Here is a 16,427-nt window from a genome sequence, read left to right as displayed (position 1 = left end):
GCCAGAGCGCGGGGGCGATGACGACCCCAAGCGTCCCCACGATTTTCAATCCCCTGCGCCGGGATCGCCGTCTCGACCGGGCGGTGCAGCGCGAAGGGCGCGGGGACCGTGCGCGCTTCGTGTGGCAGGAGATGGCTGAAGACGTGATCGAGCGCCTCGGCTTTGTGCGTCACAAACCCGAGCGCGCGCTCCTGACCGGGGCCGTGCAACCCTGGCTTGCCGAGCGCCTCAAAGCGCGGGCGGTCTGCGTCGAACCCGAAGCGCCCTACCCCGAGAGCGGCTACGACTTCATAGGCGCCCTTGGGCAGTTCGACGCGGTAAACGACCTGCCCGGCGCGCTGATCCATATTCGGGCTGCGCTTGTGCCCGGCGGGCTTGCGATCGTGAGCTTCATCGGCGGGGCAAGCCTCCCGCGCCTGCGCGCCGCCATGATGGCGGCCGAGCCCGATCGCCCGGCAGCCCGCATGCATCCCTTGGTCGATCCGCGCGCTGCCCCTGGCCTATTGCAGCGAGCAGGCTGGAAGGATCCGGTGGTCGACACGCACGCGCTCAAGGTGCGGTATTCTTCGCTCGACCGCCTGGTGCACGATCTGCGCGATCAGGGATTGGGCAGCGCGCTGGCGGATCAGGCGCCTCCGCTGAACCGCGCCGCGCTCCACCGCGCGCGCGCCGCGTTTCTAAGGGGCGCGGACGAGGACGGGAAAGTCACCGAGACGTTCGAGATCCTCACGCTCACGGGGCGCCGCTCGCTCGGCGGAACCTAGCCTTTCGCCAAAGCCGCCTGCGCAGCGGCCAGGCGCGCGATCGGGACGCGGTACGGCGAGGCGCTGACGTAGTCGAGCCCCACTCGCTCGCAAAACGCGATACTCGCCGGGTCACCGCCGTGTTCCCCGCAAATGCCGAGCTTGATGGCGGGCCGCGTGGTGCGCCCGCTTTCCGCCGCCATCTCGACAAGCTGGCCAACGCCATCGACGTCAATGCTGACGAAGGGGTCGCGCGCGAAGATGCCCTTGTCGACATAGGGCGCGAGGAACTTGGCCGAATCATCGCGGCTCACGCCCAGAGTTGTCTGCGTGAGGTCGTTGGTGCCAAAACTGAAGAACTCGCCCTCCTCGGCGATCTCCCCGGCCATCAGAGCCGCGCGGGGAAGCTCGATCATCGTACCGACCAGATACGCAACGCTCGCGCCCTGTTCGGCGAACACCTCTTGCGCCACCCGGTCGACCAGAGCGCGCAGGATGGCGAGCTCCTTTTGCGTGGCGACCAGCGGGATCATGATCTCCGGCAGAGGCGCTTCGCCGCTTTCCTTCTGCACCGCGCACGCCGCTTCGAAGATCGCTCGCGCCTGCATTTCGTAGATTTCCGGGAAGGTGATCCCGAGGCGGCATCCCCGATGGCCCAGCATCGGATTGAATTCATGCAGTTCGCCCGCCCGGCGTTTGAGATGATCGACACCCAAGCCGGTCGCATCCGACAGTTCGGCAAACTCCGCATCGCCATGGGGCAGGAATTCGTGCAGCGGAGGATCGAGCAGGCGGATCGTGCACGGCAGGCCCGTCATCACTTCGAAGATCGCGGTGAAATCGCTTCGCTGTTCGGGCAGGAGCTGGTCGAGCGCCTTGCGCCGACCCGCCTCGTCTTCAGCGAGGATCATCTGGCGCACGGCGCTGATGCGCGAGGCGTCGAAGAACATGTGCTCGGAGCGGCAAAGCCCGATGCCCTCAGCCCCGAACTGGCGCGCCATCTTGCAGTCCGCCGGCGTCTCTGCGTTGGTGCGCACACGCATCCGGCGGCTTTCATCGGCCCAATCCATCAGCGTGCCGAAATCGCCCGCCAGCTCTGGCTCCACGGTCGGCACGATACCGAGCATCACCTGGCCGTTCGCGCCGTCGAGCGTGATCTCGTCGCCCTCTTTCAACTCCTGCGCGCCGATCCGCAGCGTCCTCGTCTGGCGGTCGATCGAGACCGCGCTGGCGCCTGAGACGCACGGACGCCCCATCCCGCGCGCCACGACTGCTGCGTGGCTGGTCATGCCGCCGCGCGCGGTGAGGATGCCTTGCGCGGCGTGCATTCCATGGATGTCTTCGGGCGAGGTCTCGACCCGCACCAGGATCACCTTTTCGCCGCGATTGGCCCATTGCTCGGCCGTGTCGGCGTCGAGCACGATCTTGCCCGCAGCCGCGCCGGGCGATGCCGGAAGCCCCGCTGTGAGAACAGTGCGCTCGGCCTCGGGATCGAGCGTCGGGTGGAGCAGCTGATCCAGCGCCATCGGATCGATCCGCGCGACGGCCTCTTCGCGCGTGATCAGCGCTTCGCCGACCATATCGACCGCCATCTTGAGCGCGGCCTTGGCCGTGCGCTTGCCCGAGCGGGTCTGGAGCATCCACAGCTTGCCGCGTTCCACCGTGAATTCGATGTCCTGCATATCGCGGTAGTGCGCCTCGAGCAGGTCGAAGACGCGAGCCAGCTCACCGTAAGCCTCCGGTAGCGTCTCTTCCATCGACAGCGGCTTGGCGCCTGCTGCCTCGCGCGCGGCCTTGGTCAAATATTGCGGGGTGCGTATCCCTGCGACCACGTCCTCGCCTTGTGCGTTGATGAGGTATTCGCCGAAATAGGCGCGGTTGCCCGTCGCCGGATCGCGGGTGAAGGCAACGCCGGTGGCGCTCGTCTCGCCCATATTGCCGAACACCATCGCCTGCACGTTCACCGCTGTGCCCCAATCGGCGGGGATGTCGTTGAGGCGGCGATAGACCTTGGCGCGGTCCGAATCCCAGCTGTCGAACACCGCCGCAATCGCGCCCCACAGCTGCTCGTTGACATCCTGCGGAAACGGCTTGCCCTGCTCGGTCTCGACGATCCCCTTGAACTCAGTGACCAGCGCGCGCCAGTCGTCGGCGGAAAGCTCGGTGTCGGCGTAGTAGCCGTTATCCTCCTTGGCGATTTCCAGCGCTTCTTCGAACAGGCCGTGATCGAGGCCCAGCACCACATCGGAGTACATCTGGACGAAGCGGCGATAGCTGTCCCAGGCGAAGCGATCGTCGCCGCTGGTGGCCGCCAGCCCTTCGACCGTTGCATCGTTGAGGCCAAGGTTGAGCACGGTGTCCATCATGCCCGGCATCGAGACCCGCGCGCCCGAGCGGACCGAGACCAAGAGCGGATCACCGGCATCGCCAAAGCGCTTGCCCACCGCGCCTTCGATATGCGCCAGCGCCGCCATAACCTCAGCGCGCAGGTCCTCGCGAAACGCCTCGCCTTCCTGAAGGTAGCGCACGCATTCCTCGGTCGTGATCGTGAAGCCCGGCGGCACGGGCAGGCCGATACTCGCCATTTCGGCGAGGTTTGCACCCTTCCCGCCCGTGACCCTCTTGTCGCCCTGGCGTGGGTCATCGTGCGGGGCGTCTCCGCCGAAGGTGTAGACCGTTTGCATCATTGAAGTCCTACAGGATGGAACACATGGAACACGGTCTTGGGCAAGAAAGCCTCACCCTTCGATCCGGCTGAAATCGGCAACCCGATGCACCGCATTGCGGAACCGCGCGAGCAGCGCAAGGCGCGCGTTGCGTTTGTCCGCTTCCGGGGCGTTCACGATCACATTGTCAAAGAACCGGTCGATCGGCTCGCGCAGGCTTGCCAGCGCCGCCATCGCGCCTTCGAAGTCTTCGGCTTCGATAGCGGCGGCGGCCTTGGGCTCGGCGGCGTCAAGCGCGTCGATCAGCGCCTTTTCGCTCGGTTCGGGCGTGTAGGAAAGACCGGTTCCGGGTGGGGACTGTGCAGCGCGCAGCGCATCATCGAAGTCGGGCTTGCCCGCGAGCGCAAGCGGGTCTTCTTCGCCGGTTTGCTCTAAGGGATCGTCAGATGCCCCTTCCCTCAAGGGAAGGGGTTGGGGATGGGTGTTCGACCTAGCCGGCGCGGCACCCCCCACCCCCGATCCCTCCCCAACGGGGAGGGGAGTATCATAACCCTCTTTCTTGAGGATATTCGCCGCGCGCTTGTAGCCGGCGAGGAGGTTGGCGCCGTTGTCGGTCTCGATAAAGCTCTGCAGCGCCTTCACGCGGGCGAGCAGCCGGACAAGATCATCCTCCCCGCCCAGCGCGAACACAGCGTCGATGAGGTCGTGGCGTACGCCTGCTTCGCGTTGTTGGACTTTGAGGCGGTCGGTCATGAAATCAGCCAGGAGCTGAGGAGATGCTAAAACCGAAGCCTTAAGGTCTGCCAGGAATTCGTTCCCCTCCCAGTCTAAGCTGCCTTTTGGAAATGTAAGCTCTGCATCCGTCAGCCGAATTGCTTCTGAAGCAAAAAAGCTCTCAATTTCGGTGACTTGGGTCTTGCTTATTGCGCGGGCGATGGATCCCCCAATGGGGGGTATTCCAAACATCATCGACTCAATGAACGAAAATCTGAGGTTGTTCTCGACAATTAGCCGAAGCGCTGAAAGGGCAGACCGCCGCAAAGCGAATGGGTCCTTAGAGCCGGACGGTCTTTCGCTTATTGCGAAGAATGCAAAGAGGCTATCCAACTTATCCGCCAGTGACACCGCCACCGTAACCGGCGCGGTCGGCACCTCATCGCCCTGCCCCACGGGCTTATAATGGTCGCGGATGGCGTCGGACACCTCTTGCGGCAGGCCCTCTTTCTCAGCGTAGTACCCGCCCATCAGTCCTTGCAGCTCCGGAAACTCGCCAACCATCTCGGTAACCAGGTCCGCCTTGCACAGACGCGCGGCCTGTTCGGCGAGGTCGGCGAGTTCTTCACGCGTGAGTCCCAGCGAAGGCTGGGACCTCCCCGCATCTTGCGCTTCGTCGATGGAGGTCCCAGCCTTCGCTGGGACTCGCTCTGGGCCAACAATCCCCTCTTCGCAAAGCCAGCGCGCGAGCTTCGCCACGCGCTCGACCTTGTCCGCGACGGTGCCCAGCTTTTCGTGGAAGGTGATGCGCTCAAGCTTTTTGGCGTGTTCCTCAAGCGAAGTCTTCTGATCCAGCTCCCAGAAGAAGCGCGCATCCGCGAGCCTCGCAGCCAGCACCTTGCGGTTGCCATCGACCACGACGGCCGGATCGCTCGCGACGATGTTGGCGGTGCAGATGAACGCGTTGGCCAACGTGTGAGTCCCCGCGAAGGCGGGGACCTCTTTAGGTTGCGCGCCATCGCCTGAGGCCCCCGCCTTCGCGGGGGCTCGCGTACACACGAAATACTTCTGGTTGACCCGCGCGGTGAGCTGGATGACTTCGGGCGGAACTTCGAGGAATTCTTCGTCGAAGCGCCCCAGCAAGGGTACCGGCCATTCGGTCAGCCCGGCGTTCTCGACCACCAAGCCTTCATCCTCGACCAGCGTCAGCCCCGCCGCTTGCGCCGCGCGGCGCGCGCCGTCGCGTATCAGGCCCTCGCGCTTTTCATGGTCGACGATCACATGCGCGGCCTCCAGCGCGTTGGCGTAATCGTCTGCGTCCCTGATCGTCACTGGCCCGCTGGAATGGAACCGGTGCCCCATGGTCTCGCGACCGCTGGCAATGCCTTCCATGACAACGGGGACAAGCTCGCCATCAAGCAGCGCGACAATCCCGGTGAGCGGGCGCACCCATTTAAGGCTCTCTGTGCTGATCGAGGCCTCGCCCCAGCGCATCGATTTGGGCCAGGAGAAATCGCGAATGATTGCGGGGATCGCGGCGGCGAGCAGATCGCTGACGGCCTGACCCGGCCTCTCGATGACCGCGAAATAGGTCGCGCGTCCCTTGACCTGGCGCTCCTCAAGCTGATCGCGCGTCACGCCGTTCTTGCGGCAAAACCCGTCCACCGCCTGATCGGGCGCGCCCACCGGAGGCCCCTTGGCCTCCTCACGCACCGCCTCGGTCTCAAGCGGAAGGCCGCGCGCAATCAGCGCGAGACGGCGCGGCGTGGACCAGACGGTGATCGTGTCCGCGCCAACGCCAGCGGCGTCAAGTTCCCGGCGAAGGAGCCTTTCCAACTCGGCCCGCGCGCCCTTCTGCATGCGCGCCGGAATCTCTTCGCCAAGCAGTTCGAGCAGGAAGTCAGCCACGCCCCATACCCCCGCAGTTGATCTCCTGCGAATGCAGGAGTCCAGAAGCGTACTGGGCTCCTGCGTCCGCAGGAGCGCACAAAACTCCGACCAAGTTCACAACGACCACCCCGGAAACTTCGCTTCCCAGTCGGGCGCCATCTTCTGCGCGTAGGCTTCGCAGGACGAGCGCGCCAGATCGCGCACCCGGCCCATATAGCTCGCGCGCTCCTGCACGCTGATCACGCCGCGCGCCTGCAACAGGTTGAAAACGTGGCTCGCCTCGATCGCCTGTTCGTAGGCCGCAATGGGCACGCCCCCATTCAGAGCGTTGCGGCATTCGGCTTCAGCCTTGTTGAACAGGTCGAAGAGCCCATCGGTGTCAGCGACTTCGAAGTTCCACTTGGACATCTGCTTTTCGTTTTCGAGGAAGACGTTGCCGTAGCTCACGCCCTGACCGTTGAAATCGAGATCGTAGACGTTGTCGACGCCCTGAATGTACATGGCGAGACGTTCAAGGCCGTAGGTCAATTCGCCCGCAACCGGCTTGCAGTCAAAGCCGCCCATCTGCTGGAAATAGGTAAACTGGGTGACTTCCATTCCGTCGCACCAGACCTCCCAGCCCAGCCCCCACGCGCCCAGCGTCGGGCTTTCCCAGTCGTCTTCCACGAAACGGATATCATGCTTGAGCGGATCGATCCCGATTGCGCGCAAGCTGCTCAGATAAAGGTCCTGAATGTCCGCCGGGCTGGGTTTGAGGATCACCTGATACTGATAATAGTGCTGCAAGCGATTGGGATTCTCGCCATATCGCCCATCGGTGGGCCTGCGGCAGGGTTGCACAAAGGCGGCGTTCCACGGCTCGGGACCAAGCGCGCGCAGGGTCGTTGCGGTGTGAAAGGTGCCCGCCCCCATACGCATATCGTAAGGCTGGAGGATCACGCAGCCATTTGCGCTCCAGAAATCGTGCAGCGTCAGGATCATGTCCTGAAAGGAGGAGCGTGGATCGCGTCCCGCCGCGCCGCTGGAAAGAGCGGCAGGGTTTGCGTCGTCAGAAACAGAGGCGTTCATGGCGCGTGGCCCATGGCGCATGGCCCCATCGCGGTCAATGGGGCGGCTTAGTGCTGCATCGCCCGTCGCCGTTCTCAGCCGCGCTTTGTGATTTAGCGCAGCTGTGGACGAGCTCATCGTGCGCAAGGCGTGCGGGCTCAAATAACGACCCGCCAGTCAAAGCCGCTTGCCGCATCGAATTTCTTGTTTATCTCCCTTCACAAGGAAAGGATCGCCATCAATGAAATTCTCCACCGTTTGCACCGCGACAGCCCTCGCCCTGGCCCTGCTGGCCTCTCCCCCCGCTCTGGCTGAGGCGCAGGAGGACTCCCCCAAGGCCGAGGCCCAGAGCAATGGTCCGGCGCTTTGGAAGGTCGCTGACGAAGACACCACGATCTATCTGTTCGGGACCGTGCACGCCCTTCCCGCCGATATCGAATGGTACGATGAAGAGATCGCGGCTGCGCTTGCGGCATCGGACACGCTGGTGACCGAAATCCGGATGGACAGCGCAAGCGAGCGCGAGATGCAGCAGGCGGCGATGGAGAAATCGGTCCTGCCGCAAGGCACCACACTGCGCTCGCTGCTCAACCCGGAGCAGACCGCAGCGTATGAAAGCGCGCTCGCCGAACTCAGCCTGCCGCCGGTCGCGTTCGATCGCTTCGAACCATGGATGGCAGGCCTCACGCTCACGATGCTGCCTCTCATGAAAGAGGGCATTTCGCCGGATACCGGCGTCGAAAAGGTGCTGTTGCGCAAAGCGGGCGACAAGCCTCAAGACGCGCTTGAAACCGCTGAATTTCAGCTCAACATCTTCGACACCCTCCCGCAGGATAAGCAGGTCGCGTTTCTGATGGAGGCGGTCGAGGGGATGGACGAGGCCAAGGAAACGCTCGACGCAATGATCGCTGAATGGGTCGAAGGCGACGCGGACGCGCTTGCCGAGCTCATGAACGAAGGGCTGGACGATCCGGAGATCGCCGAAGCCTTGCTCTACGACCGCAACGCGAACTGGGCCGAATGGATCGTGACCAGGCTCGACGCGCCAGGCACCGTGTTTGTCGCGGTCGGAGCGGGCCACCTCGCCGGGAACAAGAGCGTTCAGGACCAACTCGCCAAGCGCGAGATCGAAGTGCAAAGGGTGCGTTAGAACCCGCCTCAAGCGCGTGCGACAGGTCCCTTGCGCGTACCAATCGGGTCGGACCACGCCCCGATCGATCCGCGCAAACGGCTTGCTTTGGTCGCGCATTCGCTCTAACGGGCCGCACTTCGGCGCTCTGGTCATCCCTGGAGGCGGAGCGCGGAGAACACATGTAACCATGCATTCGAAAGGCATTGTCCATGAGCGATTCGCTTACACTGCCGGCCGAACGCCGCGAACGGGCTGGCAAGGGAGCCTCCCGAGCACTTCGCCGCGAAGGTCGGATCCCCGCTGTCATCTACGGCGGCAAGGAAGAACCCACACCGATCCACGTTGAGGAGAAGGAACTGGTCAAGCAGTTGATGACCGGTCACTTCATGAACTCGATTGTCCAGATCGAAGTTGACGGCAAGACCGAGCGCACCCTGCCCAAGGACGTTGCGCTCCATCCCGTCACCGACCGTCCGACCCACGCGGATTTCCTGCGCTTGTCGAAGGACGCCAAGGTCGATGTCTCCATTCCGGTTGTCTTCACCAATGAAGAAGCCTCGCCCGGCCTCAAAAAGGGCGGCGTGCTCAACGTTGTGCGCCACGAACTTGAGCTGGTTTGTGAAGCGGACAAAATCCCCGGCGAAATCGAGATTTCGGTCGAGGGCAAGGAAGTGGGCGATTCGATCCACATCAGCGAAGTAACGCTTCCGCAAGGCAGCACCAGCGCGATCACGGATCGCGACTTCACCATCGCTACCCTCGTGGCTCCATCCGCGCTCAAGAAGAGCGAAGAGGAAGAGGCCGAGGATACCGAGGTTGCTGCCGACGAGGTCGAAGCCACCGCTCAGAAAGGCGACGACGAGCAATCGGAAGAAGGCAGCGAGTAAGCGGCCTGCGGGCATTTCAACCGCTATCACCAAGGCGCCGGGCTGGGAGACCAGTCCGGCGTTTTCTTTTGGCCACAGCCGCCTTAAGGGCGAGCGCATGCAGATTTGGGTAGGCCTTGGAAATCCGGGCGCGAAGTATGCGCTTAACCGGCATAATGTCGGGTTCATGGTCGTGGACGCGATCGCCGAAGTCCATGGCTTCGGGCCGGAACAGAAAAAGTTCGCCGGATCGGTGCGCGAAGGGCGGATCGGGACCGAGAAAATCCTGCTGCTTAAACCGGCCACATTCATGAACGAAAGCGGGCGCAGCGTGGGCGAGGCGATGCGGTTTTACAAACTCGATCTGAGCGATCTCACCGTGTTCCATGACGAACTCGACCTTGCCCCTTTCAAGGTCAAGGTGAAACAAGGCGGCGGAACCGCCGGACATAACGGCCTGCGTTCGATCGACAGGCACCTTGGCAGTGATTTCCGCCGCGTGCGCGTTGGCATCGGGCATCCCGGGCACAAGGACCGCGTGAGCGGGTATGTCCTGGGCAATTACGCCAAGGCGGAGATCGATCTTCTCGCGGACATGATCGGGGCGATGGCGGCCGAAGCGCAGTGGCTGGCCTGTGGTGATGGCGTGCGTTTCATGAACGATGTCGCGTTGAGAATGCAATGAGCACGCAGGACCACGAAAGGCCTGATCCTTTTGCGGATATGTCGGTGCCCAAAGCGCTGGGCTATATCGGCCTGCAAGCGCTTTCCTTCACTGCAATCGGTCTGGCCCTGTGGGTGCTTGCGGACCGAAAGCGCCTCGACTTTGTGACGCTCAGCGGTGCGGAAGCGCTCAGCGGCCTGGTCCTGGCAGCGGTCCTGATCGCTATCAGCGTCGTCCTGGCCAAGGCGTTCCCGCGATACGCCGAATGGCTAATCCGCACACAAGCGCGCAATTACGGCTTCCTGCGACACCGTATCTCGATCGGCGCGATAGTGTTCATCTCTTTATGCGCTGGCATTGGCGAGGAGGCTCTGTTTCGCGGCGGGCTTCAAACCGTCCTTGGAGACTGGCTCCCCATGCCGGTGGCCCTTACCCTCGCATCAGCGCTGTTTGCGGCCATCCACTTTGCAAAGCCGCTCAACAGCGCGTTGATCTTCGTGATCGGATGCCTGTTTGGCCTGGTCTATTGGCGCACCGGCAGTCTGCTCACCGTCATGATCGGGCACGCGGTCTACGACATTTACGCGCTTTGGGCGCTGCAAGAAGCCTTGCATAAACTGGGCGTGTTCGAAGAAGACAAATCGCCAACGCACTTGCCTGCGCACGCCCCGCGTGAGACGCTGGAGATTAGAGAAGACACCAAGGGAGAGTCACCGTGACCCAGATCAATCGCCGCACGCTTCTGGCCGGAGCCGCTGCCACCGGCGTGCTCGCCGCAACCGCGTCGATGGCGCAAAGCGACAAGATCAAGGCGAACCCGAACCTTTCGGGCAAGAGTATCCTTATCACCGGCTGCTCAAGCGGGTTTGGCCGCCTCGCCGCGGAGGATTTTGCCCGTCAGGGCGCGAAGGTTTTTGCTTCGATGCGCCGCATGCCGCGCAAAGAGGCCGAAGAGCTGCGCATTCTTGCGCTCAATGAAAAGCTCGACCTTCAGGTGCTCGAAATCGATGTGACCTCCGACAAACAAGTCGAGGACGGGGTGAAACAGGCGGTCCTAGCCGCGGGCGGAAAACTCGATGTCCTGATCAACAACGCCGGCATTTCCTACGGCGGACCGGTCGAGATTCAGGACATGGACGCAACGCGCCACATGTTCGAAACCAACGTTTTTGGCCCCCAGCGAATGGCGCGCGCGGCGCTTCCGGCGATGCGCGAGGCCAAGAGCGGACTGATCATCAACGTCTCGTCTCAGCTCGGGAAGGTGATCGTGCCCGCCTATGGCCAATATTCGCCGACGAAGTTCGCGCTTGAGGCGATGAGCGAGGCCATGGCTTACGAACTCGTTCCACATGGCATCGACGTGACCGTCATCCAGCCCGGCGGCTACCCGACCGAAATCTGGAAGAACGCCAATGAGAACACCCAGCGCCTGCTGGAACGCGCGGATGAAAGGCACACGAGCGGCTACACGCAGCTGATCGCGCAGCTTGGTCAGCGTACCGGCGGCGGGACGACCGATCCGATGGACGTACCGCGCGCGATGGCTGACGTGATCGCCATGCCCGCTGGCACCCGCCCGCTGCGCCGCGCGGTGCATCCCGGAAACAAGCCACAACTGCCGCTTAACGAACTCGCCGCGAAAGTGCAGACCGACTGGCTGGGCGCGTCGCCCTATGGCCCCTGGATCAAGGCGGTGCATAACGCGTAATGCGGCTCAATCAGGTTACGGTCGGCTGCCTCGACTACGCCGCTTCTGTTGCCTTCTATCAAGCGCTGGGACTGCGGCTGATTGTTGACGCGCCGCCGCGCTATGCCCGCTTCGAAACCGCGACAGGCGAAACGTTTTCGGTGCATGAGGTGAACGAGGTCTCGTCGTCCACGACGGTCGTCTATTTTGAGACCGAGACGCTTGACGAAACGGTCGAGGCGCTCAAAGGGGCGGGCCTGACATTCACTTGTGATCCCGTCGATCAGAGCTGGGGCTGGCGCGAGGCGCGCCTGCAAGATCCGGCCGGTAACGAAATCTGCCTGTTCTGGGGCGGCGAAAACCGGCGGTTCCCTCCTTGGCGCGTTGACGGGGCTCGCACACACGACGCCAGGGAATAGTTCGATGGGTTTTAAATGCGGTATTGTGGGCCTGCCGAATGTCGGCAAGTCCACCTTGTTCAACGCGCTGACCGAGACGCAGGCTGCGCAGGCCGCAAACTACCCTTTCTGCACAATCGAGCCGAATGTGGGCCAGGTTGCCGTGCCCGATGAGCGCTTGGATAAAATCGCCGCTATCGCCAAGAGCGCCAAGGTCATCGCCACCCAGCTCAGCTTCGTCGACATTGCAGGGCTCGTCAAAGGCGCAAGCGCTGGTGAGGGTCTGGGCAACCAGTTCCTGGGCAACATTCGCGAGGTCGACGCCATCGTCCACGTCCTGCGCTGTTTCGAGGACGACGACATCCAGCACGTCTCCAACAAGGTCGATCCGATAGCCGACGCCGAAATTGTCGAGACCGAGTTGATGCTGGCCGACCTTGAAAGCCTGGAAAAGCGGGTCTCCAATGCGGAAAAGCGTGCGACGGCGGGCGACAAGGAGGCAAAGATTCTCGCCAGCGTGCTGGGGCAGGCTCTCGGCCTGCTGCGCGAGGGAAAGCCCGCGCGGCTGACCGAGCCCAAGGACGAGGAAGAGGCCAAGGCGCTGCGTCAGGCCCAGCTTCTGACGGCCAAACCGGTGCTTTATGTCTGTAACGTTGCCGAAGAGGAGGCGGCTGAGGGCAACGCGCTATCCCAGGCTGTCTTTGCCAAGGCCGAGGCCGAGGGCGCGCAAGCGGTGGTTGTCTCCGCCGCGATCGAGGCCGAACTGGTCGCGATGCCGCCGGAGGACCGCGCGGAATACCTCGCTGAGCTCGGCCTCAACGAAAGCGGCCTCGCCCGCGTGATCCGCGCGGGATACAGGCTGCTGGGCCTGCAGACCTTCTTCACCGCCGGCCCCAAGGAATCGCGCGCCTGGACTTTCCCCGCTGGAGCCAAGGCCCCGCAGGCAGCCGGAGAGATCCACACCGATTTCGAACGTGGCTTCATCCGCGCCGAAACCATCGCTTACGAGGACTACGTGACGCTCGGCGGCGAAGGCCCGGCGCGCGAGGCGGGAAAGCTGCGCCAGGAAGGCAAGGATTACCTTGTTCAGGACGGCGATGTGATGCTGTTCAAATTCAACGTCTGAGCCGGTCGATCCTGCCGAGGGCAAAGCGGGCGATGGAACCAACGGGCGTGGCTCCGATCGCCCTTCACCTGGATGCTAGCGCCGATGGTCGTGATCCTCGTGATCGTGGTCGTGGTCGTGGTCGTCATGGTCGTGATCCTGGACGCCGTCCCCATCATGATCGTGGTCATGGCTTTTGTCTTCCGCCCGGCTTTCCTCGTAGTCGGCGGGGTCGATGAAGCCGCTGTTATCCGACTCACTGCCGCACGCGGCCAATCCCAGGACTGCCAGCGAAGCCCAAATTACGCGCATTGTCTGTCTCCTTCGATGAGCGCTCTGCCCGTCGCTCAATGTCTTCCGAACAGCTTCTCGACATCGTCCATCGAGAGCTTCACCCAGGTCGGGCGGCCATGGTTGCACTGGCCAGAGCGCGGGGTGGCTTCCATCTCGCGCAGCAGCGCGTTCATCTCGGCGACCGAGAGCACCCGCCCTGCCCTGACCGACCCGTGGCACGCCATGGTGGCGAGTGTGTATTCGAGCTTCTCGGCCAGCAGAAGCGACCCGCTTTCGTCTTCGGTGCCGTGCTTCGCGATGTCGTCCGCCAGATCGGTCAGAAGCTTTGTCGTGTCGGCCTTCGCGATGGCAGCGGGAACCGCGCGCACCAGCATGGCACCGGGACCGAAACGCTCAACCGCCAGTCCATACCGCGCGAGGCCATCGGCTGCCGCTTCGAGCCGGTCGCAATCGGCTTCGTCAAGCTCGACCACATCGGGCACAAGTAGAGCCTGCGAGCGCTTGGCGGCGGCGTCCGCGCCCGCACGCTTCAATCGCTCGAGCACAAGCCGTTCATGCGCGGCGTGCTGGTCGACGAGGATCAGACCGTCGGCGCTCTCGGCGATGATATAGGTGTTGGCGACCTGGCCGCGCGCTATACCGAGCGGGTAGTCTGCGGCGTCAGCGGGAATGGGTGCAGCCTCCTCGGCTCGACCCTGCAAGCTGGCAAACTCTGTCCGATCGTCGTGCAACATGAGTTCCTTCCCTTGAGGGAAGGGGTTGGGGATAGGTGCAGAGCGCTCCGAAGGATAGGGCAGCCCCCCCATCCCCGGCCTTCCCCCCGCGGGGAAGGGAGAAGAAGTGGGCTCCGCCTGCCAACGCTCCATCGCGGCGCGGTCCGGGCCTTGTACGCTGCGCCGATCACCGGTCGCGAGCGCTTGCCTGAGGCCCGACACGATAAAGCCGCGCACCCCCGAAGCGTCGCGAAAACGCACCTCGGTCTTGGCCGGATGGACATTCACATCGACATCTTGAGGAGGGATTTCGAGAAACAGCGCCAAGACCGCGTGTCGATCGCGCGCCAGCATATCCGAATAGGCCCCGCGCACCGCTCCGGTCAGAAGCTTGTCCTTCACCGGGCGCCCGTTGACGAACAGATACTGATGATCCGCGACCCCGCGATTATAGGTTGGCAGCCCGGCCAGCCCCGTCAGCCGGATCGCCCCGCTTGGCCCATCGCGCTCAAAGTCGATCGCGACCGCGTTATCCTTGAGTTCGCGCGCGACAATCTGCGCGACACGGGTGGCGAGATCTTCATCGCTCTGCGTACTGAGCGCTTTGCGCGTCTTCCCCTCGGCTCCGTTCTCCAGCGCAAAGGCGATATCGGGCCGCGCCATCGCAAGCCGGCGCACGACATCCATGCACGCGATGTATTCGCTGCGCGCGGTGCGCAGGAATTTGCGCCGGGCCGGGACCTTGGCGAACAGCTCCTCGACCCGCACGCGGGTGCCGACCGGCACCGCAGCGGGCCCGGCCTCGATCCGTTGGCCATGATCGACCACGACGCGCCACCCGTCAGCCGCGCCCTGCACGCGGCTTTCAATGGTGAGGCGCGCAACACTGGCGATAGACGGCAAAGCTTCGCCCCGAAAACCCAGGGTCGAGACAAGCTCAATCGCTTCATCGGGAAGTTTGGAGGTTGCGTGGCGCTCCAACGCCAGCTCGATATCCTCAGCGCTCATCCCGCAACCGTCATCGGTTACCTGCAAGCGGCTCAATCCGCCCTCGGTTAGTTCGACCGCGATTCGCGACGCACCGGCATCGATGGCGTTCTCGACGAGTTCCTTTAGCGCCGCCGCAGGGCGCTCAACGACCTCGCCCGCCGCGATACGGTTGACAAGATCGTCCGGTAATCGGCGAATGCGCGAAGGCTTCTGGGGCGGCGGAAAGGGCATTTGTCGCAAGCTACCTGTCAGCGACCGCAATTTCGAGGGCCACCGTGTATAATTACCAAATCAATTAACAAAATTTTTGGCCTTTTTGGCAAGGTTTCGCTAGGCGTCCATGGCATGGGACATCGGCCGGTCGGGTCATCGCGCACAGCGTCTTAATTACCGGATTGTTGAGCGGGGCCCATCAATCTTTGAGCCACCCCAGGCGCATCACGGAACAGAATAAAAATCATGAGCTTCTTTGCCAATCTTTTCAAATTCGGTTCGCAGAACATGGCCATTGATCTGGGCACCGCCAACACGCTGGTTTACGTTCAGGATCAGGGCATTATCCTCAACGAACCCAGCGTGGTCGCGATCGAGACCATCAACGGGATCAAGCGCGTCAAGGCCGTGGGCGATGATGCGAAGATGATGATGGGCAAGACACCCGATACGATCGAAGCCATCCGCCCGCTTCGCGACGGGGTGATCGCCGACATCGAAATCGCCGAGGAGATGATCAAGCACTTCATTCGCAAGGTGCACGGCAAGCGCAATCTGTTCCGTTATCCCGAGATCGTGATCTGCGTGCCTTCGGGCTCGACCTCGGTCGAAAAGCGCGCCATTCGCGACGCGGCTTCGAACGCGGGCGCTTCGGAAGTGCACCTGATCCTGGAGCCGATGGCGGCCGCGATCGGCGCAGACATGCCCGTGACCGAGCCGGTCGGCAGCATGGTTGTCGATATCGGCGGCGGCACCACGGAGGTCGCGGTGCTTTCGCTGCGCGGCCTTGCCTACACCACTTCGGTGCGGACCGGCGGCGACAAGATGGACGAAGCGATCGTCTCTTACGTGCGCCGACATCACAACCTCTTGATCGGTGACAGCACCGCGGAACGGATCAAGAAGGATTACGGCATCGCTGTTGTGCCGGAAGACGGCGCGGGTGAGAGCATCACGCTCAAGGGTCGCGATCTGGTCAACGGGGTGCCAAAGGAAATCACGATCAATCAGGCGCATGTTGCCGAAGCGCTTTCCGAACCGATCGGCGCGATCGTCGAGGGCGTGCGGATTGCGCTCGAGAACACAGCTCCTGAGTTGGCCGCCGACATCGTCGATCAGGGTATAGTGCTTACCGGTGGCGGCGCGCTCATCCGCCGTCTTGATGAGCACCTTCGGGAGGAGACCGGGCTGCCGGTATCCATTGCGGAAGATCCGCTTACATGCGTGGCGGTCGGCACGGGCCGGGCCATGGAAGATCCGGTCTACCGCGGAGTTTTGATGACGGCTTAAGTGCGGTCGGACCCC

At 63.2% G+C, this 16,427-nt stretch carries 14 protein-coding genes; 9 read left to right on the top strand and 5 right to left on the bottom strand.

What is annotated here, in order from left to right:
* The first annotated feature begins 17 nt into the window (after positions 1–17).
* Positions 18–764: a methyltransferase gene (locus QNI87_RS04020; protein ID WP_300594304.1), complete on the top strand. Its 747-nt coding sequence runs from the start codon at positions 18–20 to the stop codon at positions 762–764.
* Here the strand turns inward: QNI87_RS04020 and ppdK are convergent.
* The 3 genes from ppdK to QNI87_RS04005 form a co-directional block, all read right to left on the bottom strand.
* The gene (gene ppdK, locus QNI87_RS04015) at positions 761–3,430 is read right to left on the bottom strand and encodes a pyruvate, phosphate dikinase (RefSeq protein ID WP_300594301.1); all 2,670 of its coding nucleotides are present in this window, start codon (positions 3,428–3,430) and stop codon (positions 761–763) included. The genes QNI87_RS04020 and ppdK overlap by 4 nt on opposite strands.
* Before the next feature lie 51 nt (positions 3,431–3,481).
* On the bottom strand, positions 3,482–6,031 hold the full coding sequence (gene glyS / locus QNI87_RS04010) for a glycine--tRNA ligase subunit beta (RefSeq protein WP_300594298.1): 2,550 nt from the start codon (positions 6,029–6,031) through the stop codon (positions 3,482–3,484).
* A 96-nt stretch (positions 6,032–6,127) separates the two neighbouring features.
* The gene (locus QNI87_RS04005; protein ID WP_300595302.1) at positions 6,128–6,994 is read right to left on the bottom strand and encodes a glycine--tRNA ligase subunit alpha; all 867 of its coding nucleotides are present in this window, start codon (positions 6,992–6,994) and stop codon (positions 6,128–6,130) included.
* Between the two features lie 307 nt (positions 6,995–7,301).
* Here QNI87_RS04005 and QNI87_RS04000 point away from each other — a divergent pair, with 307 nt between their 5' ends.
* The 7 genes from QNI87_RS04000 (at position 7,302) to ychF (ending at position 12,933) form a co-directional block, all read left to right on the top strand.
* Positions 7,302–8,210 carry a TraB/GumN family protein gene (locus QNI87_RS04000; protein ID WP_300594295.1) on the top strand — a complete coding sequence of 303 codons (909 nt, stop codon included), beginning with the start codon at positions 7,302–7,304 and terminating at the stop codon, positions 8,208–8,210.
* Positions 8,211–8,401: 191 nt separating this feature from the next.
* Positions 8,402–9,079 carry a 50S ribosomal protein L25/general stress protein Ctc gene (locus QNI87_RS03995; protein WP_300594291.1) on the top strand — a complete coding sequence of 226 codons (678 nt, stop codon included), beginning with the start codon at positions 8,402–8,404 and terminating at the stop codon, positions 9,077–9,079.
* Between the two features lie 97 nt (positions 9,080–9,176).
* On the top strand, positions 9,177–9,743 hold the full coding sequence (gene pth, locus QNI87_RS03990) for an aminoacyl-tRNA hydrolase (protein WP_300594289.1): 567 nt from the start codon (positions 9,177–9,179) through the stop codon (positions 9,741–9,743).
* Complete coding sequence (locus tag QNI87_RS03985) at positions 9,740–10,441, top strand: type II CAAX endopeptidase family protein (protein WP_300594286.1); 702 nt, start codon at positions 9,740–9,742, stop codon at positions 10,439–10,441. The genes pth and QNI87_RS03985 overlap by 4 nt, the downstream gene beginning before the upstream one ends.
* The gene (locus QNI87_RS03980) at positions 10,438–11,430 is read left to right on the top strand and encodes an SDR family oxidoreductase (RefSeq protein ID WP_300594283.1); all 993 of its coding nucleotides are present in this window, start codon (positions 10,438–10,440) and stop codon (positions 11,428–11,430) included. Before QNI87_RS03985 ends, QNI87_RS03980 begins: the two co-directional genes overlap by 4 nt.
* Entirely contained in the window at positions 11,430–11,828 is a 399-nt protein-coding gene (locus tag QNI87_RS03975; protein WP_300594280.1) for a VOC family protein, read from the top strand. The genes QNI87_RS03980 and QNI87_RS03975 overlap by 1 nt, the downstream gene beginning before the upstream one ends.
* A 4-nt stretch (positions 11,829–11,832) precedes the next feature.
* Complete coding sequence (gene ychF, locus QNI87_RS03970) at positions 11,833–12,933, top strand: redox-regulated ATPase YchF (protein ID WP_300594277.1); 1,101 nt, start codon at positions 11,833–11,835, stop codon at positions 12,931–12,933.
* A gap of 75 nt (positions 12,934–13,008) precedes the next feature.
* Here the strand turns inward: ychF and QNI87_RS03965 are convergent, their stop codons facing one another.
* Positions 13,009–13,224 (bottom strand): hypothetical protein, encoded by a 216-nt coding sequence (locus QNI87_RS03965; RefSeq protein ID WP_300594274.1) that lies wholly within the window; start codon positions 13,222–13,224, stop codon positions 13,009–13,011.
* 35 nt (positions 13,225–13,259) lie between these two features.
* Positions 13,260–15,140 (bottom strand): DNA mismatch repair endonuclease MutL, encoded by a 1,881-nt coding sequence (gene mutL, locus QNI87_RS03960; RefSeq protein ID WP_300594271.1) that lies wholly within the window; start codon positions 15,138–15,140, stop codon positions 13,260–13,262.
* 228 nt (positions 15,141–15,368) lie between these two features.
* Between mutL and QNI87_RS03955 the strand changes: the two genes are divergently transcribed.
* Entirely contained in the window at positions 15,369–16,412 is a 1,044-nt protein-coding gene (locus QNI87_RS03955) for a rod shape-determining protein (protein WP_300594267.1), read from the top strand.
* The last annotated feature ends 15 nt before the right edge of the window (positions 16,413–16,427 follow it).

This window comes from Erythrobacter sp. (assembly GCF_030066995.1).
Taxonomy (GTDB): domain Bacteria; phylum Pseudomonadota; class Alphaproteobacteria; order Sphingomonadales; family Sphingomonadaceae; genus Erythrobacter.
This window is presented reverse-complemented; position numbering and strand designations above follow the sequence as displayed.

Bases quoted from the DNA above. Each gene is read 5' to 3' on its own strand.
- pth (WP_300594289.1), top strand. From the start codon at position 9,177: ATGCAGATTTGGGTAGGCCTTGGAAATCCGGGCGCGAAGTATGCGCTT.
- mutL (WP_300594271.1), bottom strand. From the start codon at position 15,140: ATGCCCTTTCCGCCGCCCCAGAAGCCTTCGCGCATTCGCCGATTACCG.
- ppdK (WP_300594301.1), bottom strand. From the start codon at position 3,430: ATGATGCAAACGGTCTACACCTTCGGCGGAGACGCCCCGCACGATGAC.
- QNI87_RS03985 (WP_300594286.1), top strand. From the start codon at position 9,740: ATGAGCACGCAGGACCACGAAAGGCCTGATCCTTTTGCGGATATGTCG.
- QNI87_RS03995 (WP_300594291.1), top strand. From the start codon at position 8,402: ATGAGCGATTCGCTTACACTGCCGGCCGAACGCCGCGAACGGGCTGGC.
- QNI87_RS03975 (WP_300594280.1), top strand. From the start codon at position 11,430: ATGCGGCTCAATCAGGTTACGGTCGGCTGCCTCGACTACGCCGCTTCT.
- QNI87_RS04020 (WP_300594304.1), top strand. From the start codon at position 18: ATGACGACCCCAAGCGTCCCCACGATTTTCAATCCCCTGCGCCGGGAT.
- QNI87_RS03965 (WP_300594274.1), bottom strand. From the start codon at position 13,224: ATGCGCGTAATTTGGGCTTCGCTGGCAGTCCTGGGATTGGCCGCGTGC.
- QNI87_RS03955 (WP_300594267.1), top strand. From the start codon at position 15,369: ATGAGCTTCTTTGCCAATCTTTTCAAATTCGGTTCGCAGAACATGGCC.
- QNI87_RS04000 (WP_300594295.1), top strand. From the start codon at position 7,302: ATGAAATTCTCCACCGTTTGCACCGCGACAGCCCTCGCCCTGGCCCTG.
- QNI87_RS04005 (WP_300595302.1), bottom strand. From the start codon at position 6,994: ATGATCCTGACGCTGCACGATTTCTGGAGCGCAAATGGCTGCGTGATC.
- ychF (WP_300594277.1), top strand. From the start codon at position 11,833: ATGGGTTTTAAATGCGGTATTGTGGGCCTGCCGAATGTCGGCAAGTCC.